This window comes from Pseudoduganella violaceinigra DSM 15887 (assembly GCF_000425385.1).
Classification (GTDB): domain Bacteria; phylum Pseudomonadota; class Gammaproteobacteria; order Burkholderiales; family Burkholderiaceae_D; genus Rugamonas; species Rugamonas violaceinigra.
On the sequence record NZ_AUDI01000001.1, the window covers coordinates 106,704 to 131,193 of the forward strand.

Consider the following 24,490-nt stretch of genomic DNA (forward strand, 5'->3'; position numbering starts at 1 on the left):
TTCAATCGCCTTCGAATACCGGTTTTTGTTTCGCCACAAAGGCGTGATAGGCGCGGTGGAAATCGTTGGTTGCCATGCAAATGGCTTGCGCCTGCGCTTCCGCTTCAATGGCTTCGTCCACGCCCATATTCCACTCCTGCTGCAGCATTTTCTTGGTCATGCCGTGGGCGAAAGTCGGACCGCTGGCCAGCCCCTGGGCGAACGCCCGCGCGGCGGCCAGCAGGTTTTCCGGTGCGTGCAGGCTGTTGAAGAAGCCCCAGCGCTCGGCCTCCGGCCCCGGCATGGAGCGGCCGGTGTACAGCAATTCGGCGGCGCGGCCCTGGCCGATCACGCGCGGCAGCAAGGCGCAGGCACCCATATCGCAGCCGGCCAGGCCGACGCGGGTGAACAGAAAGGCGGTCTTGCTGCGCTCCGTGCCGAGGCGGATATCCGATCCCAGCGCCAGCATGGCGCCGGCGCCGGCGCACACGCCGTCGATGGCGGCGATCACCGGTTGCGGGCAGGCGCGCATGGCTTTCACCACGTCGCCGGTCATGCGGGTGAAGGCCAGCAGGCCGGACATATCGAGCTTGGTCAGCGGGCCGATGATCTCGTGCACATCGCCGCCGGAGCAGAAGTTTTCGCCGGCGCCGGTGATGACGATGACCTTCACATCGTCGGCGTAGGCCAGGGCGCGGAACAACTCACGCAGTTCGGCATAGGAATCGAAGGTGAGCGGGTTCTTGCGCTCAGGGCGGTCCAGGGTGAGAGTGCCGACGCCCTGCTCCACCGTGAACTGGAAATGTCTGGCCTGGTAGCCGGCCAGTGGCGCGCGGTTGCCCGGCAGGTCTTGCGCTTCCCCTTGCAGGTATTTCATCGTTTGTCCTTATCTTCGCGGGCGTAGAGATGGCCCTTCATCTGCGACAGCAGTTCGATCAGCTGTCCCTTGTCGTCTTGCGAAATGTCTTGCAGCAGTTCGGCGACCCAGCCCTCATGCACTTCCGCCATTTGCGCGAACGCCTTGCGGCCGGCAGGCGTGAGCTTGACGCTGAAGGCGCGGCCGTCTTTCGGATCGGGCACCCGCAGCACCAGGTTCTCCTGCTCCAGCTGGTCGGTGATGCCGGTCACGTTGCCCCCCGTGACCATCATGCGCTTGGAGAGTTCGCCCATGCGCAAGCCTTCCGGGTGGCGCTCCAGCTGCGCCATCAGGTCGAAGCGCGGCAGCGTGATGCCGAATTCGGTGCGCAGGCGGCTGCGGATCTCGGCTTCGATCTTGGTGGTGCAGGAGAGCATGCGCAGCCACAGCTTCAGCGACTGGTGGTGGTCGTTGGTCAGGCGGCTTTCGAAGTCCAGTTGCATGGTCCGCTTCCCTTACATGACTTCGCCGCCGGCGACGGCGATGGATTGTCCGGTCATCGCGCTCGCCGCGGGCTGGCAGAGCCACGCCACCGCGTTGGCCACTTCCTCGACCTGCACCAGCTTTTGCTGCGGGTTGCCGGCCGCCAGTTCGGCGCGCGCCTGTTCTTGCGTGCGGCCGGTGGTGCGCATGATGTTGGCGATGGCGTCCTGCACGATGTCGGTCTCGGTGTAGCCTGGGCAGACCGCGTTGACCGTGATGTTCTTGCTCGCCAGCTCCAGCGCCAGGGCTTTCGTCAGGCCGACCAGGCCATGCTTGGCGGCGACGTAGGCGCTGACGTATTTGTAGCCTTTCAGGCCTGCGGTGGAGGCGATATTGATGATGCGCCCCCAGCCCTGGTCCAGCATTTGCGGCAGGACCGCCTGGGTGCAGTGGAAGGCCCCGGTCAGGTTCACGTCGAGCATCTGCTGCCAGTGCCGGCTGCTGGTTTTCGCGAACGGCGCCGGCAGCGCCTGGCCGGCATTGTTCAGCAGGATGGTGATCGGTCCCAGCTGCCGCGCCGCGGCGGCAACCGCCGCCTGCACGGCCGCTTCGTCCGTCACGTCGAGCACGCAGGTCGCCACGCCGGGCGAGAGCTGGGCCGCGGCCCGCTCGAGGGAGGCGGCGTCGCGGCCGGCGATGGTGACGCGGGCGCCGTCCGCCAGCAGCGCGCGGGCGCAGGCCAGCCCGATGCCGCGGCTGCCGCCGGTGATGAAGGCGTGATGGCCAAGCAATGGCATGGCTCAGCCCTCCAGCAAGCTGGCCGCGACCTGCTGCGGCGAGAGCCCGGCGCTGGCCGCAGCCAGCTGCCGTTCACGCGCAAGATTGCGCTCGAGCTGCTGCTTGCCGGGCAGGTATTGCTTGGGCCAGCTCACCGGCGTGTAGCCGATCTTGGCGGCTTCGCCCAGCGTCCAGGAAGGATTGGCCAGGTGCGGGCGTCCCACGGCGCACAGGTCGGCGCGGCCCGCGGCAATGATGCCGTTGGCATGGTCGGCTTCGAAGATCGAGCCCACGGCGATGGTCGGAATGCCGGCCTCGTTGCGCACGCGGTCGGCGAACGGCGTCTGGAACATGCGGCCGAACACCGGCTTTTCCAGCTTGCTCACCTGCCCCGAGGAGCAGTCGATCATGTCGGCCCCGGCCTGCTTGAACAGGCGGGCAATCTGCACCGCGTCGTCCGGCGTGATGCCGCCTTCGACCCAGTCGTGGGCGGAAATGCGCACGCTCATCGGCTTCTGCGCGGGCCAGGCCGCGCGCATCGCCGCGAACACGCGCAAGGGGAAGCGGCAGCGGTTTTCCAGCGAGCCGCCGTATTCGTCGCCGCGCACATTGGTCAGCGGCGAAATGAAGGACGACAGCAGATAGCCGTGCGCGCAGTGCAGCTCCAGCCAGTCGAAACCCGCCTCCTCGGCCGCCACGGTGGCGCGCACGAAATCGGCTTCGATGCGGCGCATGTCGTCGGACGTGGCCGTGCGCGCGACCTGCGAGACGCCCGCCAGGTATTGCTGCTGCGAGGCCGACAGCAGCGGCCAGTTGCCTTGGTCTAGCGGCAGGTCGATGCCGTCCCACATGGCGCGCGTGGAACCCTTGGCGCCGGCGTGGCCGAGCTGCAGGCCGATCCGGGCGTCCGTGCTGTGGTGGATGAAGTCGACGATGCGCTTCCAGGCCATGGTGTGGGCCGGCGCGTACATGCCGGGACAGGCCGGGGTGATGCGCGCATCGGCCGAAACGCAGGTCATCTCCGCCATCACCAGCGCGGCGCCGCCCATGGCGCGCGAACCCAGGTGGGCCATATGCCAGTCGCCGACGCAGCCGTCGACGGCGCTGTATTGCGCCATCGGGGAGACCACGATACGGTTTTTCAGCACCAGGCCGCGCACTTTGTAGGGTGTGAACATCGGCGGCACCGCCTTGCCCGCGGCAGGCATGCCGGCCTGCGCCAAGGCGCGGTCGGCCAGCCAGCGCTCGAATCCGGCCACGTAGTCCTTGTCGCGCAGGCGCAGGTTTTCATGCGACAGGCGCTGGCTGCGGGTCAGCATCGAATAGGCGAATTGCGGCGCTTCCATCGCGCTGTAGCGCTGCACGTTCTCGAACCACTCCATCGAGTTGCGCGCCGCGCTCTGGATCTTCAGCACTTCGACGGCGCGCACTTCTTCATAGGCCGCCAGCGCGGCCGCGGCATCGCCATGGGCGCCGAAACAGCGCGCCAGTTCGATCGCGTCCTCCAGCGCCAGCTTGGTGCCGGAGCCGATCGAGAAATGCGCGCTATGGGCCGCGTCGCCCATCAGCACCACCGGCGTCGCGCCGTTCCAGTGCACCCATTTGCGGCACACGATGCGCGGGAACTTGATCCACACGTTCGAACCGCGCAGGTGGCTGGCATTGAACATCAGCTGATGCCCTTCGAGCCGGTCGGCGAACAGCTTCTCGCACCAGGCCAGCGCCTCCTCCTGCGCCATGTCTTCCAGCCCGGCAGCCCGCCACACCGGTTCCGGCGTCTCGATGATGAAGGTCGAGGTCTCGCCGTCGTACTGGTAAATGTGAGCCTGGAACCAGCCGTGCTCGGTCTGCTGGAAGTCGAAGGTGAAAGCGTCGAATTTTTTGCGCGTACCCAGCCAGACGAAGCGGCATTGGCGCGCTTCGATCATCGGCTGGAAGGTCGCTTCATAGCGGCCGCGCACGCGCGAATTGAGGCCGTCGGAGGCGATCACCAGGTCGGCCTTGTAGCGCGCGGCCAGTTCCTGGTCGTCCTGCACATCGGTCTCGAATACCAGCTCCACACCGAGCGCTTCGCAGCGCTGCTGCAGGATGTTCAGCAGCCGCTTGCGGCCGATGCCGCAGAAGCCGTGGCCGCCGGACGTGACCTTCTGGCCCTTGAAGAAGACATCGATGTCGTCCCAGTGGTTGAAGGACTGCAGGATTTCCCGCGCCGTCTTTTCGTCGGCCGCCACCAGGTTGCCCAGGGTCTGGTCGGAAAACACCACGCCCCAGCCGAAGGTGTCGTAAGGCCGGTTGCGCTCCACCACGACGATGCGGTGCGAAGGGTCCTGCTTTTTCATCAGCAGCGCGAAATACAGGCCGGCGGGACCGCCGCCGATACAAACGATATTCATGCGAATCCTCAGGTGCTACGGAGTTTGAAGCGTTGCAGCTTGCCGGTCTCGGTGCGCGGCAGCGATGACAGGAAGCGGATCGCGCGCGGGTATTTGTACGGCGCGATCTGCCCTTTGACGAATTCCTGCAGCAGCGCCGCCGTCTCGGGCGACGCGTCGAAACCGGGTTTCAGCACCACATGCGCTTCCACGACCTGCCCGCGCTCCTCGTCGGGCTTGCCGACCACCCCGCATTCGGCCACGGCGGGATGGCGCAGCAGCGCATCCTCCACTTCCGGGCCGGCGATGTTGTAGCCGGCCGAGATGATCATGTCGTCGGTGCGCGAGCGGTAGAAGAAGTAACCGTCGGCATCCATTTCATAGGCATCGCCGGTCAGGTTCCAGCCGTTCAGCACATAGTCGCGCTGGCGCGGATCGTCCATGTAGCGGCAGCCGGTCGGCCCTTTCACCGCCAGCCGTCCCACCACGCCTGGTCCCACCGGCTGGCCGCGTTGATCGAGCACGCAGGCGCGGTAGCCCGGAATCGGCTTGCCGGTGGCGCCAGGGCGGATCTCGTCGCCGGCCGCGGAAATGAAGATGTGCAGCATTTCCGTGGCGCCGATGCCGTCGATCATGCGCAGGCCGGTGGCCTGCTGCCATGCGTCGCGCGTCGCGACGGGCAGAGTCTCCCCTGCCGATACGGATTTCTGCAGGCTGGCGAGGTCGTAATTGCCGGCTTGCGCAGCCATCTGGCGATAGAACGTCGGCGCCGTGAAGCAGATGGTGGCGCGGTATTGCGCGATCGCCTGCAGCAGCGTTTCCGGCGTCAGTTTTTCCAGCAGTACGGCGGCGGCCCCCACCCGCAGCGGGAACAGCAGCAGGCCGCCGAGGCCGAAGGTGAAGGCCAGCGGCGGCGTGCCGATGAACAGGTCGTCGGGGCCCGATTGCAGGATGTGGCGCGGGAAGCAGTCGCAGATCGCCAGCACGTCGCGGTGGAAGTGCATGGTGCCCTTGGGGACGCCGGTGGTGCCGGAGGTGAAGCTGATCAGGCAGATATCGTCGGCGGCGGTGTCGCAGGCGGCGGCGCTGGCCGGCTGCGCCGCCATCAGCGCGTCCAGCGAGCTGGCGGCCGCGACACCGGCATCGGCCGGCACATTGAACCACAGGGTGCGCTCGGGGCGGCCGGGCGCGGCGTCGATTTCCTCGCGCAGCGCGTGGGCGCACAGCACCGCCTGCACCTGCGCCTTTTGCAGGATGACGCCCAGCTCGCGCGCGCGCAGCAGCGGCATGGTGGGCACGGCGATCAGCCCCGCCTTGAGCACCGCCAGCAACGCGGCTGCCATCAGCGGATGGTTGGCGCCGCGCAGCAGCACGCGGTTGCCGGGCACCAGCCCCATGGGGCCGCGCAGCACGTTGACGATGCGGTCCACCTGCTGCTGCAGGTCGGCGTAGGTCCAGCTGATCCCTTCGCCGCGCAGGGCCAGGCGGCCGCCGCGGCCGGCGGCGACGGCCTGGTCGAGGATGTCGGCGACACAGTTCACGCGCCCCGGATACTGCAGTTCGGGCAGGTCGAAGACCAGGTCCGGCCATTGCTCGGCGGGCGGAAGGTGCCGGCGCGCAAACTGATCGAGATGCGCGCTCGGTTCTGCTGCAGTGGGTCTGTTCATGGTCGCCTGGGTAAGGTTCGGTTGAAACCAGCCTGCTTGTCGTGTGCAGACTACTTTAAACCTAAAATATATTTACCGCAAGGCCATGCCGGGCAGCCCCTCCCTATCCTTGCCGCACCAGGGACGACTGGTGCAGCACGGCGCGAATGACGTCCGTCAGCGCCGCCTGCACCGCCTCCACGCTGGTGCGCCCATCCATCAGGGGTTTGAGCGCCTCGGCGGCGCCGTGCAGGCCGAGCGTGATGCAGCCCGTGTGCAGGCGTTCCAGGCGCATGCGCGCTTCGGCCTGTTCATCGTGCACCAGCAGCGTTTCCAGCTCGCTGCCGGCCGTGGTCAGCTGGTTCTGGAAACCGGTCAGGTAGACCAGCAGGCGGTCGGCGGCGATCCCCAGCCGGGCCAGCGTTTCGGACGGATCTTCCGCATGGTGCTCGTAGCCGTTGGCCGCCTGGTCCAGGAAGGCCCCCAGGTGGGCGCGCACCTGCTCGGACTGGAACGGCTTGACGATATAGCCGGTGGCGCCGGCCACGGTGGCCTGCTGCACCGTGTCCTTGTCGGTGGCCGAGGACACCAGCACGAAGGGCACCTGCGCCAGCTCGCCGTGGGTACGCACATGCTGCAGCAGCTCAATGCCCGACAGGCGCGGCATGCGCAGGTCGCAGAAAATGATGGCCGGGCGCAGGCCGCCTTGCAGCTGCTGCCAGGCATCGGCGCCGTCTTCGGCCTCGATGATCTCGAACTTGCCGCATCCGTCGATCAGGTGCATCAGCACCATGCGCGAGACCACATCGTCGTCCACTACCAATACCTTCATGCTTTCCTCGCTTGTCCTTTTAATGACGCGTTGGTGATACGACGTGTTCCAGCAGCTGCCGCAGGCGCGGCAGCTTTTCGCGGATAGCCGGCCACATGGCGCGGTCCGCGGCGCGTTCCAGTTCGCCGCACAGCGCATGCAGCTCGGCCTCGTCCAGGTAGGCCGCGCTGCCCTTGAAGCCGTGGAACAGGCGTCCCGCCGCATCGGCGTCGGCGGCGGCCAGCGCCTGGTCCATCTCGCGCAGGCGTTCCGGCAGGTCGGCGATGAAGGCGTCGCGCAGGCGCAGCTTGAGCGCCTGGCTGGCCTGGACCGTCATCGACTCCGGCTGCTGATCGCCCACGCCGAACATGAGGTCGAGCTCCGCCAGCGACGGGCGCGTCTCCGCCTTGGCCCGCATCGGCGGCAGCTTGATGCCGCGCGCCAGCTGCCGTTCGATGGCACGTTCCAGCTGCATATGCAGGGCGCCTTCGTCGATCGGCTTGGTCAGGAAGTCGTCCATGCCGGCCGCCAGGTAGCGGCTGCGGTCCTCGTCGCTGGCGTTGGCGGTCAGCGCCACGATCATCAAATGCGGGTCGAGCACCGGCGCCTCGCGCGGCCCGCCCGAGCGGATCAGGCGCGTGGCGGTGGCGCCGTCCATCTCCGGCATGCGGCCGTCCATCAGGATCAGGTCGTAGCGCTGCTGGGCACAGGCGGCCAGCGCCAGCACGCCGTTGCCGGCGATGTCGACCTTGTGCCCCAGGTCTTCCAGCATCATGCGGATGATGATCTGGTTGGTCGGGAAGTCTTCCGCGCACAGCACGCGCAGCTGGTGCGAGTGCGGCTCGCGCGGCACGTGCGGCGCCAGCGGCGGGGCCACGCCGTCGGGCAGCGGGACCGTGAAGGAGAAGCTGGAACCGGCGCCGGGCGCGCTGACCACCTCGATCCGGCCGCCCATCAGCTCCACCAGCTGGCTGCTGATGGCCAGGCCCAGGCCGGTGCCGCCGTAGCGGCGCGTGGTGGTGGTATCGCCCTGCTCGAATTTCTGGAACAGGCGCGGCAAGGCGTCCGGCGGAATGCCGATGCCGGTGTCCTCCACCGTGAAGCGGATGTGGTGGCCGTCCGGGCCGCTGCCGGTGTTCTCCACCCGCAGCGAGACCTTGCCGCGCTCGGTGAACTTGAAAGCGTTGCCGACCAGGTTGACCAGCACCTGGCGCAGGCGCGTCGGGTCGCCCACCACGAATTCCGGCAGGTCTTCGCTGAAATCGACTTCGAAGCCAACCATATTGGACATGGTCTGTTCGGCGAACAGGCTGACCACGTTTTCCACCATGCTGGCCAGGGCGAAGTCGATCGATTCGATTTTCAGCTTGCCCGCCTCGATCTTGGAGAAGTCCAGCAGGTCGTTGATGATGCCCAGCAGCGACTGGGCGTTGCCCTGGCCGCGCTCGATCTGCTCGCGGGTGCGCTCGGCCAGCCCGGCGTCGCGCAGCGCGAAGCCCAGCATGCCGATCACGCCGGCCAGCGGGGTGCGCATCTCGTGACTCATATTGGCCAGGAATTCGGACTTCTGGCGGGTCGCCTCCTCGGCGCGCTGCTTGGCCAGCGACAGGTGCTTGTCGCGCTGTTCGAGCTCGCGCTTCTGCTCCTGCAGCAGCTGGTTTTTCAGCTCCACTTCGGCCGTGCGCAGGCCGACCTGCTGCTCCAGGCGCAGGTGGCGGCGGCGCAGCGAGCGCACGCGCATATGGTAGGCCGCCCAGGCGCCGCCCAGCGCCAGGACCAGCAGGCACATCCGGAACCACCAGGTTTTCCAGTACGGCGGCGCGATGATGATCGTCAGCGTGGCGGCATTGTCGTTCCAGATGCCGTCCTTGTTGGCGGCCTTGACGCGGAACTGGTAGGTGCCCGGGTCGAGGTTGGTGTAGGTGGCGAAGCGCTTGCTGGAGTCGGTGACCACCCAGTCCTTGTCGAAGCCCACCAGCTGGTAGGCGAAGCGGTTGCGCTGCGGCGCGGCGTAGTGCAGCGCGGAGAATTCCAGCGAAAACACCGAATCGTTTTCGCGCAGCGAGACGGTACTGGTGTATTCGATGGCCTGCTGCAGCACGCCCTTGTTGGCACCGCCCTGCCCCGGCCGCAAGGCCTTGTTGAAGATCTGGAAATCGGTGATGACGGCCGCCGGCGCCTGGCTGTTTTCGCGCACGTCCTGCGGATCGAAGGCGGTGATGCCGTTGAAGCCGCCGAAGTACAGCGTGCCGTCCGAGGCGCGCGCGGCCGAGCCGTCGAAATAGGCGCCCTCGATGGTGCCGTCCACGCCGGAGTAGTTGCGCACCTGGCCGTTGCCCATGTCCAGGCGCGAGATGCCGGTGTTGGTGGACAGCCAGAGGTATTTGCCGCCGTCCGGCAGGATGGCGGCGATGGCGTCGTCGGCCAGGCCGTCCTTGCGCAGGAAGCGGCGGAAATGCAGGCTGCCGTCCGGGCGCCGCTCCATGCGGTTCAGGCCGGCCGCGGTGCCGATCCACAGCGTGCCGTCGTCGTCCTCGTACAGGTAGTGCACCTCGTTGTGGCTCAAGCTGCCCTGGTCGTTCGGATCGTTGCGGTAATGCGTGAATTGGCCGGTCTTGCGGTCCAGCAGGTCCAGGCCGTTGAAGGTGCCGACCCACAGGTTGCCGCGCCGGTCTTCCAGCACCGGCCGTACCACGCTGTCGGCCAGGCTGCGCGTGTCGGTCGGGTCATGGCGGAAGGTCAGCACGCCGCCGCTGGCGGGGTCGAGGCGGTGCAGGCCGTTGCGCGCCGAGGCCCAGATCATGCCTTCGCGGTCGCCGTACAGGTAGCGGATCACATCGTTTTCCGGATCGCCGTGCGACAGCAGCAAGGGGCCGAAGCGGCGCGCCTTGATGTCGAAGCGGCGCACCCCATTGCGCCCGCCCACCCACAGCACGCTGCGGTCGCGCGGATCGCGCAGCAAGGCCGTCACCTGCGCATCCAGGCTGTCGGGGGCCGCGCCGGTGCGGAACAGCAAGGTCTTGCCGGCCACCGGATCGTAGAAGTTCAAGCCGTCGTTGTTGCCGACCCAGACCTTGCCGTCGCCGGCGTCGACCAGGGCGCGCACCTTATTGTCGCTCAGCGAGAAGGGTTGGCCCGGGTCCTTGACCAGGCGCGAAAAACCGCCCGAGCCGAGGTCGACCCGGCTCACGCCGCGGTACCAGGTGCCGACCCACAGCGTGCCGACATTGTCGCGGAACAGCGAGTAGACGTAGTTGTCGGCCAGGCTGTGGGAGTCGCCTTGCTGGTGCCGGTACTGCACGAAGCGGTCGTCTTCCGGGCGCCAGCGCAGCAGGCCGCCGGTCTGGCTGCCCAGCCACAGCGTGCCGTCCTGGTCCTGGAAGACGCGCTTGACCGTGCCCTGCGGCAGGCCCTGGGCGGCGCCCATGATGCGGCGCACCGGGCTGCGTCCTTCCACGTTCCAGCGCTCGACGCCGTTCTGGGTGCCGACCCACAGCGCCTGGTCGCGGTCCACCAGCAGGGCCTGGGCGCCGCGCGCCCCCGCCGCCTGCAGCGGATAATGCGAGAACAGGCGCGAGCCCGGTTCCAGCATATCGATCCCGGCCGAGGTGGCGATCCACAGCCTGCCCCGCTGGTCGAGCGCCAGCGCATTGACCTGGTCGTGCGCCAGGCTGCCGGCGATGTCGCGGTCGTGGTGGTAGATGACGAATTTGCCGGTGGCCGGATCGAAGTGCTGCAAGCCGTCGGCCGTGCCGATCCACATGCCGTCGGCGCCGTCGCCGATGATGGCCTTGATATGGCGGTTGCCGCTGCCGCGCCTCTCCGGCTCCTGCGGCAGGTAATGGATGAAGGTCTGCGCCTTCGGGTCGAACAGGTCAAGGCCGCCGTCCGTGCCGACCCACATGCGGCCGCGCGCGTCGAGGTGCAATGCGCCCACCCAGTTCTCGGCCATGCTGCGCCGGTCGCCGACGATATTGCGGTACACCGTGACCTTATAGCCGTCGAAGCGGCTCAGGCCCGCCTGGCTGCCGAACCACATGAAGCCCTGGCGGTCCTGCACGATCGACAGCACCGATTCCTGGGCCAGGCCGTCGTCCACGTCCAGCTGCTCGAAGCGCAAGGTGCGCGGCGGCGACGCCAGCGCCGGGAGGGCGAGCATGCAGGCCAGCGCCAAGGCGGCCAGGCGGATCAGCAATCGAGGTGTTCTTCCGGCCACGATGGTCAGGATGGGGCAAAGACTGCCATTTTACTATTTACCTGCGTCAAGATCCGAAAAAAGCCAGCACGTCGGCGCGCCGCGCCTGGGTGTCGCGCTGGCCCAGCCGTATCAGTTCCTGCGTGTAGCTGGCCTCGAACAGCAGGTAGGACGCCAGCGCCGAGCCGCGCGCCTCGGTGGCGCCGATCCCGGACAGCATGGTGCGGATCGGCGCCGGCAGGCTGCTGATGTGGCGCGCCGCCAGGTCGTCCAGCCGTTCGGACGGTGCGATCACCAGCAATTCCACCGGCCGCAGCGGGGTCTTGGCCAGCAGCTCCTCGGGCAGCACGGACAGGGTCTGGTTGACCCGGTTCAGGCGCTCGATGTCGACCGCCAGGCCGTCCAGGAAGATGGACGACATGGCGTGGCCGGCGATCTGCGCCAGGCTCGGATAGCGCGGCGTCTCCGTCATCTGGCGCGGCGGCTCGGTCAGGCGGCCGGCGCCGACCACCAGCACTTTTTGCGAACCAAGGTGGATGGCGGGCGAAATCGGCGCCAGCTGGCGCATCGAACCGTCGCCGCAGTATTCCAGGCGGCCGCCCATGTACAGCGGGGTGGCCGGGAAGATGAAGGGGATCGCGGACGACGCGAGCAGGTGCTCGACCCCGATCTGGTCCTGCATGGCCACGCGCTGCATGCGTATCCAGGGCGCGATTTCGGCGGCGGTCTGGTAGAAGGTGATGTGCTGGCCGCCGGTATACGACGAGGCGGTGACGGCCACCGCGTGCAGCAGCCCCTCCTGCAGGCAGTTGTCCAGGCGCGGCAGGTCCAGCATGCGGTGCAGCAGGTTCACCAGCGGGGTGTTATCGAGCAGCGACTGGGGCGGCGTGGCGCGCCATTTGCGCAGCAGCCAGCCGAAGGAAAGCAGCGACAGCCAGCGCGCGCCCGAGCGCAGCACGCCCAGCGAATCGGCGCGGTACACCTGCCCTACCTCGAAATTGCTCCACACATCGAGCAGCCGTTGCACGCCTTCGCCAAAGTTGTCGGCCCGGCAAGCCAGGGCGGTGGCGTTGATGGCGCCGGCCGAGGTGCCGCAGATGATCTGGAAGGGATTGCGCGCCGGCGGCCAGCCCTCTTCCCACAGGATTTCAGAGATGGCCTGCAACACACCGATCTGGTAAGCCGCACGGGCGCCACCGCCCGTCAGGATCAAGCCCGTTTTCTTTTTCATGCCCATTTATCGAGCGTAACATGAAGGCCGCGGGCCGGGAATGTCCTGTCGCAAGCCAGTCACTCGCCGCGCACCACGCCCTCGCGGCGCGGGTCGGCGCCGCCGAACCAGCCGGTCGCGGTGCGCTGCAGGCCTTGCAGGCCGGAGTTCATTTCCACCTGGCGCACCTCGTGGCCGCGCGCCTTGAGCTGCTCCACCACGGAAACCGGCAGCTTGCCCGCCTCCAGTTCGGTCGGGCCGTTGCGGCTGCCGAAATTGGGCAGGCTGATGGCCTGCTGCACATTGAGCTTCCAGTCCAGCGTGCCGACCAGCACCTTGGCCACGTAGTTGATGATGGTGGAGCCGCCCGGCGAACCGGCGGCCAGCACCAGTTTGCCGGTCTGCCGGTCGAATACCATGGTCGGCGCCATCGAGCTGCGCGGGCGCTTGCCTGGCTGCACCCGGTTGGCCACGGGGCCGTTTTCGTCGGCCGATTCCCAGGAGAAGTCGGTCAACTGGTTGTTCAACAGGAAACCGTCGACCATCGTGCGCGAGCCGAAAGCGTCTTCCACCGACGTGGTCATGGAAATGCCGTTGCCGTAGCCGTCGACCACCACCAGGTGCGAGGTGGACGGCTTGTCCAGCGCCGTATCGTCGCCCCAGGCCACCTTCACCTCGGCCGGCACGCCGGCGCGGGCGCGGCCCATCGACTTGTCGCCGATCAGGGCGGCGCGCTGGCGCAGATAGGACTTGTCCAGCAAGCCGGCCGCGCCCTTGCCGGGCAGCGGCACGAAATCGGTGTCGGCCACGTAGCGGTTGCGGTCCGCGTAGGCCAGGCGTTCGGCCTCCGACATCAGGTGGATCGCGTCGGCGCCGAGCACGCCGTCGGCGGGCGCGTAATCGCCGATCCGGCTGTTTTCCAGGATGCCCAGGATCTGCGCGATGGCCACGCCGCCGGACGATGGCGGCGGCATGCCGCACACCGTGTAGGCGCGGTAGTCGGCGCACAGCGGCTCGCGTTCCCGGGCCTGGTAGCCGGCGATATCGGCCGCCGTCAGGCCGCCCGGATTGGTCGGGTGGCCCTGCACCTTGGCGGCGATGTCGCGCGCGATATGGCCTTTGTAGAAGGCATCGGCGCCGCCGGTGGAAATCTCGCGCAGGGTCTTGGCCAGCTCGGGGTTCTTCAGGATATGCCCGACCGGCCAGGGTTGCTTGTCCTTGTCGAAGAAATAGGCCGCCGCCGCCGCATCGCGCTGCAGGTAGCGCTCACTGCTCAGCAAGGCGTTCAGGCGCGGGCTGACGGCGAAGCCTTGTTCGGCCAGCTTGATGGCCGGCGCGAACAGCTTGGGCCAGGCCAGCTTGCCGTAGTGTTTGTGCGCCAGTTCCAGCATGCGCAGCACGCCCGGCGCGCCGACCGAGCGGCCGCCGACCACGCCTTCGGCGCGCGGCAACGGTTTGCCGTTTGCATCCTGGAACAGGGTTTCGGTGGCGGAGGCCGGCGCGGTTTCGCGGCCGTCGAAGGAGCGGACTTTCTTGCCGTCCCAATGCATCATGAAGGCGCCGCCGCCGATGCCGGAGGACTGCGGTTCGACCAGGGTCAGGACCAGCTGGGTGGCGATGGCGGCATCGACTGCGGAACCGCCCTGTTTCAGCATCTGGTAGCCGGCCTCGGTGGCCAATGGGTTGGCCGCGGCGACCATGAATTTCTGCGCGGACCAGCCGGCCTTTTCCTGCCAGCCGGTGGAGATTTCAGGTGCGCGGTTGTCTTGGGCGTGAAGCGGGAGGGTGCAGAGCAGAGCTGCGGCAAGGACGATGGCTTTCATTTTTGCATGCTACACCAAAACCGCTGCCCCGGTGTCAGACCCGCGGGGTCCGACACCAGCCTGCGGCAGCCGCCTGGCGGTTTTACTTTGGCTGCATGCGAATCGCACCATCGAGGCGAATCGTCTCGCCATTCAACATGGTGTTTTCGATAATGGCCTTGGCCAGCGAAGCGTATTCGAACGGCTTGCCCAGGCGCGGCGGGAACGGCACCATCTTGCCCAGCGCATCCTGCACTTCCTGCGGCATCCCCAGCAGCATCGGGGTTTCGAAGATACCCGGCGCAATGGTCATCACACGGATGCCGCTGCGCGACAGGTCGCGCGCCATCGGCAGGGTCAGGCCCGCCACGCCGGCCTTGGACGCGCCATACGCAGCCTGGCCGATCTGGCCGTCGAATGCCGCCACGGACGCGGTATTGATGATCACACCGCGTTCGCCCCACTCTGCCGCCTCGGTCTTGCCCATGGCGTCGGCCGCCAGGCGGCACATATTGAAGGTGCCCACCAGGTTGATGTTGATGGTGCGCGCGAACGATTCCAGCGGGTGCGGACCATCCTTGCCCACGGTCTTGATGGCAGGCGCCACGCCGGCGCAGTTCACCAGGCCGCGCAGGGCGCCCATGGCGGTGGCCGCGGCCACGACGGCCTGGCCGTCGGCTTCCGAGGTCACATCGCATTTGACGAATTTGGCCGCGCCCAGCTCGGCCGCGAGTTTTTCGCCCGCCTCCGCCTGCACGTCCGCCAGCACAACCTTGCCGCCGTTGTCGACGATCATGCGCGCGGTGGCTGCGCCCAGGCCCGATGCGCCGCCGGTAATGATGAATACTTGGTCTTTGATTTGCATACGCTGTCTCCCCTATTCACTTTACGTTACGTAAACGTCAATCGAGGCGTATTGTACGCGAAATCAGTTGCAAGTCATCCACCCTCCGTTGTGCGAACACACCCTTCCGCTTGGGCTGATGAGCGGCCCCGGTCCGCCATGGTAGAAGGTGCCGCTGGCATCGCGGCAGCCGCCGGGATCGCAGGTGACGGGGATCGGCGCGCTGGAGCCGGGCGGCGGCGCCGCAGGCTGGCCTGGCTGCGGCAGCCGCGTGAACGTCGCCGGCGGTGCGCTGACATTGCGCCGCTCCAGGATCGGCGCCCAGGTCAGCGAGGGATCGGCGGCGGGTGCCATGCGCTGGGTCGGCGTGACGATCAGCGGCACCGGGCGGCGCGGCATTTTCTGGCGGGCCGGCGCGGTGCGGCAGGGCTCTTGCAGAAGGTGCTTGCCGTCCGCGCTAAGCCGGCATTCGGGCAGTTTTCGATATGCCTCATTGGATAGGGAATCGGCAGCGTCGGCCGGGCCGGAGAGCCCGGCGATCAGCGCCAGCAAGATAGCCATGTTCATGGAGTCCTCCGCTGCACGCCACCATCATACGCCGCATGCCGCCTGCGGGCGCCACGCAAGCCTTGCACAAAGCTTGGATTCTCATTACGATCGCGCCCGTTCAAAAAATATTGCGACATATTCAACAGCAATGCTTGCCCTGCCCTCGGAAGCTTCCATATGGCGAAAGGCGCGGCTGCACCTGGCCGCCTGCCTTGCCTGCCTGCCGGTCCTGGCATCCGCCGCTTCGGTCGATATGCTCGACGTGGCGCGCTTGTGGCGCGACGTGCAATACCTCCATCCCGCGCTGAGCGACGAGTCCATCGACTGGGACCGGGCCCTGGTCAAGGCTTTGCCGTCCCTGTTGGCGGCACGGGACAAGCCCGGCCTGAAAACGGCGCTCGAACAAATGATGCGCCCACTGAACGATCCGGGCCTGCGCATTTGGGACGAGATCGATAACCAGATGCTGGAATGGCCGGACGATAAGCCTTTGTTCGAGCGCATGCGCGACGGCGTGGGCCTGCTGCATCTGCACGCGGGACGCAAGGTCGAGCAGGCCGCCTGGCAGGCGGCGCTGGCCAGCGTGAACAGCCGGCCCGCCCTCGTCGTCGACCTGCGCGCCACCTCCCGGCACATGGTCGATCTCAATCCCTATCTTGAACAACTTGCTGCGCACTTCATCAGCGCGCCGCTGCCGCTGCCCGCCGAACAGTACCGCTTCCAGACCGGCATGCCGGCATTCGGCGAGCCGGCCGATCCCACCATGCCGGCCGGGCTGATGACGCTTGCCACGCATTCGATCAAGCCAGCCCCCGGCGCGCGCCGCCGTCCCGTCGTCTTCCTGGTGAATGGCCTCACGGCCGTGCCGAAAACGGCCCTGGCCCTGCAACGGCAAGGCGTGGCGCGCATTGTCGCCACCAGCGGGACGTTGGCGACCTACGCCGCGCCCCTGATGCAGCGGCGGGTTGGCGACGGTTTGATGGTCGAGTTCAGCCGGGCCAGGCTGGTCGCCCGCGAAGGCCTTCTCGGCTACAGGCCAGACCGGATCGCCCCCGATGACGGCGACACCGGCATCGCCAGCGCAGCGGTGAAAGCTGCCGCCGCGATGCTGTCGGCCACGCCACGCCGCCGGGCCCAGGCCGTCCCGGTCCCGCTGCCCGTGCAGCGCCAGCAAGCATACGACCAGGGCCAGTTCCCATCGAAGGCAATGCGGATCCTCGCCGCCATCAAGCTGTGGGCCACCATCGAACGCCAATATCCCGCCCGCGATTTGCTCGGCTCCTCCTGGGACGAGGCGCTGCTGGCCTGCATCCAGCGCATGGCCACGGTGGAGGACAATCTACAGTACGCCCAGGCGCTGCAGGCCATGCTGGTGCACCTGGGCGACAACCATGCCTGGGTTTGGAGCCGCGCGCTCAGCGCCCACCGCGGCAAAGCGGACCTGCCCCTTTCGCTGGCCGTGATCGAGAATAAGGTCATCGTCATCGGCGCCGATGCGGCGCACCCGGAATCCGGAGCGCTCGCTGCCGGCGACGAGGTGCTGGCCATCGATGGCGAACCCGTGGCCAGCATGATGGACCGGCTGCGCCCGCAGATTTCCAGCGCCACCGGCTCCGGCATGGTGCACGCCGTGCTGAGAAGGCTGCTGTCGGGCGCGCCCGACAGCCTGGCAAGATTGACCGTTTCAGGGCCCGATGGCGCGCGCCAGGTCGAGATACGCCGCCGCATCCTGGACGAGGAACTGGTGCAGCGCCCGGCGGGCGCCGCCATGCGGTATCTGGGGAACGACCTGGCCTACGTCGACCTGGACCGCCTGCAACAGGCCGAGGTGCCGGCCATGTTCGCTTTCATCGCAGGCCGGCGCGGCGTGATCTTCGATTTGCGCGGCTATCCCCACGGTACGGCCTGGGACATCGCCCGCCGGCTCAACGTCAAGCATGCAGCCTTCGGGCCGGGCATCCACGCGCCGTTCGCCAGCGGCCTGCCCGCGCCTGCGCCACAGCGGCTTAGCTATGCGCAGCCGCTGCGGGCGCCCGATGGGCCTTTATTCACCGGAAAAGTCGCGGTCCTGATCGACAGCCGCACCATGAGCCAGTCGGAACACACGGTGCAGATGTTCGAGTCCGCGGCCCCCATCACCCTGATAGGCAGCCGCAGCGTCGGCACCAATGGCGACTTGCGCCACCTGGTCCTGCCCGGCAAAGTGACGGTGTCCTTCTCCGGACTCGAAATCACCCATGCCGACGGCCGGCGCATGCAGCAGGCGGGCATCGCACCCCATCTTGAAGTCCGCCCCACCGTTGCCGGTGTCCGCGCAGGCCGCGATGAAGTGCTCGAACGTGCCGAACGCTTCCTGCGCGAAGACGGTTAGTTCACGTTTGCTTTGGCCGAAGCGGCCGCGCTCTCGTTCACAACCGGCGCGACGCCCGCAGCAGCCGGCTGCGTCGCCGGCGCGGCGATCGGCGCGTTGGCCTGCATCGGCGCCATGGTCACCGACAGCATGCCGGTGGCCGGCAGCAGCGGCACCAGCAGCAGCGCCACGATATTGATGATCTTGATCAGCGGGTTGACGGCCGGACCGGCGGTATCCTTGTACGGGTCGCCCACCGTGTCGCCGGTTACCGCCGCCTTGTGCGCGTCGGAGCCTTTGCCGCCGTGGTTGCCGTCTTCGATATACTTTTTCGCGTTATCCCAGGCGCCACCGCCGGTGGTCATGGAGATCGCCACGAACAGGCCGGTGATGATGGTGCCCATCAGCAGGCCGCCCAGCGCGCGCGGGCCAAGCAGCATGCCGACCAGAATCGGCACCAGCACCGGCAGCAGCGAAGGCGCGATCATTTCCTTGATCGCCGAAGCGGTCAGCATGTCGACCGCCTTGTCGTACTGCGGCTTGCCGCTGCCGTCCATGATGCCTTTGATGTCGCGGAACTGGCGGCGCACTTCCACCACCACGGCGCCGGCCGCGCGGCCCACCGCTTCCATCGCCATCGCGCCGAACAGGTAGGGAATCAGGCCGCCGATGAACAGGCCCACGATCACCATCGGGTCGGACAGGTCGAAGGTCATTTGCAGGCTGCGCGACTCCAGCGCGTGGGTATAGTCGGCGAACAGCACCAGCGCGGCCAGGCCGGCGGAACCGATGGCGTAACCCTTGGTCACGGCCTTGGTGGTGTTGCCCACCGCGTCCAGCGGGTCGGTGATGGCGCGCACGGAATCGGGCATGCCCGACATTTCGGCGATACCGCCGGCGTTATCGGTGATCGGGCCGTAGGCATCCAGCGCCACCACGATACCGGCCATCGACAGCATCGACGTGGCGGCAATCGCAATGCCGTACAGGCCAGCCAGCTTGAAGGAGATCATGATCGCCACGCAGACCGCCAGCACCGGCCATGCGGTGGATTTCATCGACACGCCCAGGCCGGCGATGATATTGGTGCCGTGGCCCGTGGTGGAAGCTTCCGCGATATGGCGCACCGGAGCGAATTCGGTGCCGGTATAGAACTCGGTGATGTAGACCATCAAGCCGGTCAGCACGATGCCGACGATGGTCGCGCCCAGCATCTTGTAGCGCATATCGTCGTCGGGCCAGATCATCCAGGTCACGACCACAAAGCCGATCAGCGATAAGCCGGCAGCCCACCACAAGCCGGTGTAGAGGGCCGACATGATTTTCTTGCCCGGCTTGGCCTTGACCATCGAGCAGCCGATGATGGAGCCGATGATGGACACGGCGCCCAGCAGCATCGGGTACAGCGCCGCCTGCGCGGGAGCACTGGTGATCATCAGCGCGCCAAGCAGCATGGTGGCGATCAGGGTCACCACATAGGTCTCGAACAGGTCGGCCGCCATGCCGGCGCAGTCGCCCACGTTGTCACCCACATTGTCGGCGATCACGGCGGGATTGCGCGGGTCATCCTCGGGAATACCGGCTTCCACCTTGCCCACCAGGTCCGCGCCGACATCGGCGCCCTTGGTGAAGATGCCGCCGCCCAAACGGGCGAAGATCGAGATCAGCGATGCGCCGAAGGCCAGGCCGATCATCGGCTTGAGCACGTCGTGCACATTGGCGGCGGAGCCACCCATCGCGGTGAGGATCCAGTAGAAACCGGCCACACCCAGCAGGCCCAGGCCGACCACCAGCATGCCGGTGATGGCGCCGCCCTTGAATGCAACATTGAGCGCTTCATTCATGCCCACCGACGCCGCTTGCGCAGTACGCACATTGGCCCGCACCGACACATTCATGCCGATGAAGCCGCAAGCGCCTGAAAGCACGGCGCCGAGAAGGAAGCCGATGGCGGTCTTGATATCGATCGCCGCACCGATGGCTACCAGCAGGACGACACCAACGATACCGATGGTGCGGTACTGGCGGGCCAGGTAGGCCGCAGCACCCTGCTGGATGGCTGTCGCGATTTCCTGCATGCGGGCATTGCCCGCGTCCTGTCCAAGAATCCAGCTGCGCGCCCACAGCCCATACACAACCGCGAGCACGCCGCATGCAATCGCGAACCACAAACTTGCTGCCATAGAATTGCCCCCTTACGTTGTTGGAATCAAGCGCCACAAAACGAACTCGGTAAAACCGAACTGCGTACTGCAAAACTTTGACTTCTTCACGGCCAGGGGGCCGGGCCAGGAACCGGCAAACCGGTGTCAGACCCATAGGGTCAGACACCGGGTTACGGGTTTGGCGTAAAAATTAGCTGTTCAGCGCCGCGAACGCGCGGTCGCGGATTTCGTCGACGGGACCAACGCCTTCGATCTTGCGGTACTTCGGCGCACCAGGCTGGCCCGATTTGGCCCACTCGCCGTAATAGCCGAGCAGCACTTCGGTCTGGTTGTGGTAGACGTCCAGGCGCTTCTTGACGGTTTCTTCCTTGTCGTCGTCGCGCTGCACCAGGTCTTCGCCGGTGACATCGTCCTTGCCTTCGACTTTAGGAGGGTTGAATTTGACGTGGTACACGCGGCCCGACGCCGGGTGGCTGCGGCGGCCGCTCATGCGTTCGACGATCTGGTCGTCCGGCACGGCGATTTCGAGCACGTAGTCGATCGTGACGCCCGCGTCCTTCATCGCGTCGGCTTGCGCGGTGGTGCGCGGGAAGCCGTCAAACAGGTAGCCGTGGGCGCAATCGGCCGCCTTCAGGCGGTCCTTCACCAGGCCGATGATGATGTCGTCGGAGACCAGCTGGCCCGCGTCCATTACTTTCTTGGCAGCAAGACCCAGTTCAGTACCTTCCTTGATTGCGGCACGCAGCATGTCGCCAGTGGAGATCTGGGGAATGTTGTACTTTTCCTTGATGAAGTTGGCCTGAGTGCCCTTGCCGGCCCCTGGTGCTCCTAACAGAATGAGACGCATGAATGTTCCTAAACGATTTAATAATAATTTTTGATGATGCCTGAGCCACCTTGCTAGAAACTTACCACAAAAGTTGGCTTAACCGCCACTTTTGTAGAAAGACTGCACACGCGCCAGGTCTTCCGGCGTGTCCACTCCGGCCGCCGGGGCGGAATCGGTCACGTGCACGGCGATCGGGTAGCCGTGCCAGAGCACACGCAGCTGCTCCAGGGCTTCAATCCCCTCCAGCGGCGACATTTCCAGCGCCGGATAGGCTTGCAGGAAGTCGTTGCGGTAGGCGTACAGGCCGATATGGCGCAAGGGGACGTAGCCGGCCGGCAGGGCCGATTTGTCCTTGGCGAAGGCATCGCGGTGCCACGGAATGGTGGCACGGCTGAAATAGAGGGCGCGCTCCTGCTTGTCCAGCACCACCTTCACCACGTTCGGATTGAAGGCGTCGGCCACGTCGTGCAGCGGGTGGGCGCAGGTCGACATCGGCACGCCGGCGCCGATGCGGGCGGCGGCCGCTTGCAGCAGTTTAGGGTCGATCAGGGGCTCGTCGCCCTGCAGGTTGACCACCACGGCGTCCATCGGCAGGTGCATGGCGCGCGCCACTTCGGCGATGCGGTCGGTGCCGGACGGATGGTCGGCGCGGGTCATGCAGACTTCGACGCCGTGCTGTTCGCAGGCTTCCTTGATCGAGGCGTGGTCGGTGGCGACGATGATGCGGGCGGCGCCCGCTTCCTTCGCACGCTCGGCGACGCGCACCACCATCGGCTTGCCGCCCAGGTCGGCCAAGGGCTTATTGGGCAGGCGGGTCGAGGCCAGGCGGGCCGGGATGATGACGATGAAGGACACCGCTTACTCCGTGGTGTCGGGCAGGGAGCGCGCTTCGTCGGCCCACATGATCGGGATGCCGTCGCGGACCGGGTATGCCAGGCGGTCGCCTTTGCAAATCATTTCCTGGGCTTTTTTGTCGTACTCCAGCGGGCCCTTGCACACAGGGCAGACCAGGATATCAAGCAGGCGTGCATCCACGTAGTTTCTCCACAATTTGATCGGCCAGCGCCGCGTCGATGCGGGCGCTGACTGGAACGACCCAGATTCTGGGATCGTTGCGTAATTCTTCAATTTGCCAGCATTTTACTGCATCCTTCTCCGTCACCAGAATAATGTCGGCCTCGATGCCGGCGAAGGGGCGGTCCTGGAAATCGTGATGGTCGGGCAGCGGCAACTCCTGCGGCTTGAGCCCCGCGGCGCGCAGCATGCCGAAAAAGCGGGCCGGGTTGCCGATCCCAGCGGCGGCGGCCACGCGCAGGCCGGCGCCCTCCCCGGCACGGCGCGCCAGCTCGGCCAGCGTGGTGCGTTCGGTGCGATCGGCCAGGCGCTCGGCGGCGTCCCCCGCCAGGCGCATCTGCCATGGGGCGGCATTGCCCTGCGGCACCACTGCAGCGGCCAGCGCCGGCGTAAGCTCCGGCGCATTGACCACGGTGAAATCGCGCCGGCGCGACGGCGCCTCGCGCAGCGGACCGGCCGGCAGCGTCCAGCCATTGCCCACGCCGCGCCCATCGAACAGGACGATTTCCACATCGCGGGACAGGGCGTAATGCTGCAGGCCGTCATCGGTGACGAGAACGTCGACCTCGGGATGGGCCGCCAGCAGCGCCCTCCCGGCAGCAGCGCGTGCGCGGCCGACAAAGACCGGACAGCCCGTGCGGGCGGCGATCAAGACCGGCTCATCGCCCACCTCGGCGGGTGTCGATGCGGCGCTGACGGCGCGCGGCGCGGCATCCTTGCTGCCGAAACCGCGCGACACGACGCCCGGCCGGAATCCGGCTGCACGCAGCGCCTCCACCAGCCAGATGGTCAGCGGCGTCTTGCCCGTGCCGCCGATGAAGATGTTCCCGACAACGGCCACCGGTACCGGCAGCCGTTCGGAGGACGACAGGCCCGCGGCGAAGGAGGCCCTGCGCAGGGCGGCGATGCCGCGAAACAGCAGCGACAGCGGCCACAATGCGCAGGCGAGCGGCCCGCGCCGCAGCCATTCGCGCGACAGCGTCGTCTCCAGGGAAGACGGCATTACTTGCCTTGGGCGGTCTGCGCCTCGAAGGTCACGCGCTCGAAGCCGGCCAGGCGGGCCGCTTCCATCACGTTGATCACCATCTGGTGCATCGCGAACTGGTCGGCGTTGATCTTGACGATCGGGTTGCCGCCCTTGGCTTCAGCCTTCATCTGCACGGACAGGCTGGGCACATCGTGGAACGCCACCGGCGTGCCGTTGATGGTGTAGTTGCCCTTCGCGTCCACGGTCACGCTCAAGTCGTTCGGCTGCTCCACCGCCTTTTCCGCATCGGCGGTCGGCAGGGTGATTTTCAGCTCGGTGAACTTGCTGTAGGTGGTGGTGATCATCAGGAAGATCAGGATCACCAGCAGCACGTCGATGAAGGGGATCAGGTTAATCTCCGGATCTTCGCGCTTCTGGCCTCGGCGGAAATTCATCGCCATAAACTGATCCCTCGCTTACTTGCGGGAGTTGTGGACCACGTCCACGAACTTGACCGCCTGCTGCTCCATGTCGATGACAAAGGAGTCCACCAGGGCGCGGAAGTGACGGTAGAACACCAGGGTCGGCATGGCGATCGCCAGGCCGAAACCGGTGTTGTACAGTGCGGTCGAGATACCATGCGCCAGTTGCGCAGGGTTGGCGCCGGAGGAATTCTGCGAACCGAAGATCTCGATCATGCCGACCACGGTGCCGAACAGGCCCATCAGCGGTGCCAGGGTGGCGATCGTGCCCAGGGTGGTCAGGAAGCGTTCGAGCTGGTGCGCGACGGCGCCGCCGGCTTCTTCGATCGATTCCTTCATGACGTCGCGCGGGGCGTTCACGTTACGCAACGCTGCCGCAAGGACGATGCCCAGCTGGGAAGATTTTTCCAGCTTGTTGATGATTTCATTGTTGATGTTTCCACTGCGATACACCTTGACCACCTCGTCCAGCAGGGTGGTGGGGATGATGCGCGAACGGCGCAGATACATCAGGCGCTCCACGATCAGTGCGAGGGCGACGATGGAAGCGATCAGCAGAGGCCAGATGGGCCAGCCGGCGGCCTGGAAAATTGCGAGCAAGAGATACTCCTGTGAAATAAAACGTAAACGCGCAATGTAGCCTGTCGAGCGCTAACAGGCAAGTGTGTGCATTCTTCACATTTTCTGTGGACAACACTGTTGGCAATCCCACTATTTCGACCTAAACCCATGATTTGACTATGATTTTTTCTAATGCAAAAAATTTCATCAGCGATGGAAGGACCAGTTCTGCACATATTCTGTGGACAAAATTGTGGGGAATGGCAGCTTTTATATGCTAAACCTTTGAATGGAAAGCGAATTATTCTCAAGCACAAAAAATGCGCATTGGCATTTTTCGTGCTTTTTCCACTTGTGCACTTCTTCACATAATCTGTTGATAAGATTGTTAGCAAGGCCATGCAAGGGGTGAAAAGTCCTTGATTTGTAAGCGAATTCTTGCCGTGCGTAAAAACTTCGCAGAAGAATGTCCACCGTTCTTCCTGACCCGCCGGTGGACATTTTTTGCTCTTCTGCACAAATTCTGTGGACAATATTG

Annotated in this window: 19 protein-coding genes; 1 reads left to right on the forward strand and 18 read right to left on the reverse strand. The window is 66.2% G+C overall.

What is annotated here, in order from left to right; genetic code table 11:
• Nucleotide 1: 1 nt before the first annotated feature.
• The 11 genes from H597_RS0100485 to H597_RS35315 form a co-directional block, all read right to left on the reverse strand.
• A complete protein-coding gene (locus tag H597_RS0100485) occupies nucleotides 2-856 on the reverse strand; it encodes an enoyl-CoA hydratase family protein (RefSeq protein ID WP_028100391.1) in 855 nt (284 codons plus the stop codon).
• The gene (locus H597_RS0100490) at nucleotides 853-1,338 is read right to left on the reverse strand and encodes a MarR family winged helix-turn-helix transcriptional regulator (protein WP_028100392.1); all 486 of its coding nucleotides are present in this window, start codon (nucleotides 1,336-1,338) and stop codon (nucleotides 853-855) included. Before H597_RS0100490 ends, H597_RS0100485 begins: the two co-directional genes overlap by 4 nt.
• A 12-nt stretch (nucleotides 1,339-1,350) precedes the next feature.
• A complete protein-coding gene (locus H597_RS0100495) occupies nucleotides 1,351-2,115 on the reverse strand; it encodes an SDR family NAD(P)-dependent oxidoreductase (protein WP_035372823.1) in 765 nt (254 codons plus the stop codon).
• Between the two features lie 3 nt (nucleotides 2,116-2,118).
• On the reverse strand, nucleotides 2,119-4,488 hold the full coding sequence (locus H597_RS0100500; RefSeq protein ID WP_028100394.1) for a bifunctional salicylyl-CoA 5-hydroxylase/oxidoreductase: 2,370 nt from the start codon (nucleotides 4,486-4,488) through the stop codon (nucleotides 2,119-2,121).
• A gap of 8 nt (nucleotides 4,489-4,496) precedes the next feature.
• Nucleotides 4,497-6,134, reverse strand: coding sequence for an AMP-binding protein (locus H597_RS0100505; protein ID WP_028100395.1), 1,638 nt, complete (start codon nucleotides 6,132-6,134; stop codon nucleotides 4,497-4,499).
• Between the two features lie 103 nt (nucleotides 6,135-6,237).
• Nucleotides 6,238-6,945 (reverse strand): response regulator, encoded by a 708-nt coding sequence (locus H597_RS0100510; protein ID WP_028100396.1) that lies wholly within the window; start codon nucleotides 6,943-6,945, stop codon nucleotides 6,238-6,240.
• Nucleotides 6,946-6,964: 19 nt separating this feature from the next.
• Nucleotides 6,965-11,119: a hybrid sensor histidine kinase/response regulator gene (locus H597_RS0100515; RefSeq protein ID WP_028100397.1), complete on the reverse strand. Its 4,155-nt coding sequence runs from the start codon at nucleotides 11,117-11,119 to the stop codon at nucleotides 6,965-6,967.
• A 67-nt stretch (nucleotides 11,120-11,186) separates the two neighbouring features.
• On the reverse strand, nucleotides 11,187-12,356 hold the full coding sequence (locus H597_RS0100520; RefSeq protein ID WP_028100398.1) for a patatin-like phospholipase family protein: 1,170 nt from the start codon (nucleotides 12,354-12,356) through the stop codon (nucleotides 11,187-11,189).
• Nucleotides 12,357-12,409: 53 nt separating this feature from the next.
• Complete coding sequence (gene ggt, locus H597_RS0100525) at nucleotides 12,410-14,152, reverse strand: gamma-glutamyltransferase (RefSeq protein WP_028100399.1); 1,743 nt, start codon at nucleotides 14,150-14,152, stop codon at nucleotides 12,410-12,412.
• An 82-nt stretch (nucleotides 14,153-14,234) separates the two neighbouring features.
• The gene (locus tag H597_RS0100530) at nucleotides 14,235-14,996 is read right to left on the reverse strand and encodes a 3-hydroxyacyl-CoA dehydrogenase (RefSeq protein ID WP_028100400.1); all 762 of its coding nucleotides are present in this window, start codon (nucleotides 14,994-14,996) and stop codon (nucleotides 14,235-14,237) included.
• 63 nt (nucleotides 14,997-15,059) lie between these two features.
• Complete coding sequence (locus H597_RS35315) at nucleotides 15,060-15,542, reverse strand: hypothetical protein (protein ID WP_028100401.1); 483 nt, start codon at nucleotides 15,540-15,542, stop codon at nucleotides 15,060-15,062.
• 130 nt (nucleotides 15,543-15,672) lie between these two features.
• On the opposite strand from H597_RS35315, the gene H597_RS0100540 reads away from it, so the two are divergent.
• Nucleotides 15,673-17,895 carry a S41 family peptidase gene (locus H597_RS0100540; RefSeq protein WP_028100402.1) on the forward strand — a complete coding sequence of 741 codons (2,223 nt, stop codon included), beginning with the start codon at nucleotides 15,673-15,675 and terminating at the stop codon, nucleotides 17,893-17,895.
• Here the strand turns inward: H597_RS0100540 and H597_RS29215 are convergent.
• The 7 genes from H597_RS29215 to H597_RS0100575 form a co-directional block, all read right to left on the reverse strand.
• Entirely contained in the window at nucleotides 17,892-20,057 is a 2,166-nt protein-coding gene (locus H597_RS29215) for a sodium-translocating pyrophosphatase (RefSeq protein WP_051293422.1), read from the reverse strand. The two genes, H597_RS0100540 and H597_RS29215, sit on opposite strands and share 4 nt — an antisense overlap.
• A 172-nt stretch (nucleotides 20,058-20,229) precedes the next feature.
• Nucleotides 20,230-20,886, reverse strand: coding sequence for an adenylate kinase (gene adk / locus H597_RS0100550; RefSeq protein WP_028100403.1), 657 nt, complete (start codon nucleotides 20,884-20,886; stop codon nucleotides 20,230-20,232).
• Nucleotides 20,887-20,964: 78 nt separating this feature from the next.
• Nucleotides 20,965-21,723, reverse strand: a complete 759-nt coding sequence (gene kdsB / locus H597_RS0100555; RefSeq protein ID WP_028100404.1) for a 3-deoxy-manno-octulosonate cytidylyltransferase — start codon at nucleotides 21,721-21,723, stop codon at nucleotides 20,965-20,967.
• A 3-nt stretch (nucleotides 21,724-21,726) separates the two neighbouring features.
• A complete protein-coding gene (locus H597_RS33720) occupies nucleotides 21,727-21,903 on the reverse strand; it encodes a Trm112 family protein (RefSeq protein WP_083940888.1) in 177 nt (58 codons plus the stop codon).
• Nucleotides 21,884-22,945, reverse strand: coding sequence for a tetraacyldisaccharide 4'-kinase (lpxK, locus tag H597_RS0100565; RefSeq protein WP_028100405.1), 1,062 nt, complete (start codon nucleotides 22,943-22,945; stop codon nucleotides 21,884-21,886). The genes H597_RS33720 and lpxK overlap by 20 nt, the downstream gene beginning before the upstream one ends.
• The gene (locus tag H597_RS0100570) at nucleotides 22,945-23,364 is read right to left on the reverse strand and encodes an ExbD/TolR family protein (RefSeq protein WP_028100406.1); all 420 of its coding nucleotides are present in this window, start codon (nucleotides 23,362-23,364) and stop codon (nucleotides 22,945-22,947) included. Before H597_RS0100570 ends, lpxK begins: the two co-directional genes overlap by 1 nt.
• Nucleotides 23,365-23,385: 21 nt before the next feature.
• Nucleotides 23,386-23,991 (reverse strand): MotA/TolQ/ExbB proton channel family protein, encoded by a 606-nt coding sequence (locus tag H597_RS0100575; protein WP_028100407.1) that lies wholly within the window; start codon nucleotides 23,989-23,991, stop codon nucleotides 23,386-23,388.
• Nucleotides 23,992-24,490: the final 499 nt, after the last annotated feature.

Excerpts from the sequence above, each read along its gene's own strand:
- H597_RS0100485 (WP_028100391.1), bottom strand. The coding sequence starts at position 856 with ATGAAATACCTGCAAGGGGAAGCGCAAGACCTGCCGGGCAACCGCGCG.
- H597_RS0100490 (WP_028100392.1), bottom strand. The coding sequence starts at position 1,338 with ATGCAACTGGACTTCGAAAGCCGCCTGACCAACGACCACCACCAGTCG.
- H597_RS0100495 (WP_035372823.1), bottom strand. The coding sequence starts at position 2,115 with ATGCCATTGCTTGGCCATCACGCCTTCATCACCGGCGGCAGCCGCGGC.
- H597_RS0100500 (WP_028100394.1), bottom strand. The coding sequence starts at position 4,488 with ATGAATATCGTTTGTATCGGCGGCGGTCCCGCCGGCCTGTATTTCGCG.
- H597_RS0100505 (WP_028100395.1), bottom strand. The coding sequence starts at position 6,134 with ATGAACAGACCCACTGCAGCAGAACCGAGCGCGCATCTCGATCAGTTT.
- H597_RS0100510 (WP_028100396.1), bottom strand. The coding sequence starts at position 6,945 with ATGAAGGTATTGGTAGTGGACGACGATGTGGTCTCGCGCATGGTGCTG.
- H597_RS0100520 (WP_028100398.1), bottom strand. The coding sequence starts at position 12,356 with ATGGGCATGAAAAAGAAAACGGGCTTGATCCTGACGGGCGGTGGCGCC.
- ggt (WP_028100399.1), bottom strand. The coding sequence starts at position 14,152 with ATGAAAGCCATCGTCCTTGCCGCAGCTCTGCTCTGCACCCTCCCGCTT.
- H597_RS0100530 (WP_028100400.1), bottom strand. The coding sequence starts at position 14,996 with ATGCAAATCAAAGACCAAGTATTCATCATTACCGGCGGCGCATCGGGC.
- H597_RS35315 (WP_028100401.1), bottom strand. The coding sequence starts at position 15,542 with ATGAACATGGCTATCTTGCTGGCGCTGATCGCCGGGCTCTCCGGCCCG.
- H597_RS0100540 (WP_028100402.1), top strand. The coding sequence starts at position 15,673 with ATGCTTGCCCTGCCCTCGGAAGCTTCCATATGGCGAAAGGCGCGGCTG.
- H597_RS29215 (WP_051293422.1), bottom strand. The coding sequence starts at position 20,057 with ATGGCAGCAAGTTTGTGGTTCGCGATTGCATGCGGCGTGCTCGCGGTT.
- adk (WP_028100403.1), bottom strand. The coding sequence starts at position 20,886 with ATGCGTCTCATTCTGTTAGGAGCACCAGGGGCCGGCAAGGGCACTCAG.
- lpxK (WP_028100405.1), bottom strand. The coding sequence starts at position 22,945 with ATGCCGTCTTCCCTGGAGACGACGCTGTCGCGCGAATGGCTGCGGCGC.
- H597_RS0100570 (WP_028100406.1), bottom strand. The coding sequence starts at position 23,364 with ATGAATTTCCGCCGAGGCCAGAAGCGCGAAGATCCGGAGATTAACCTG.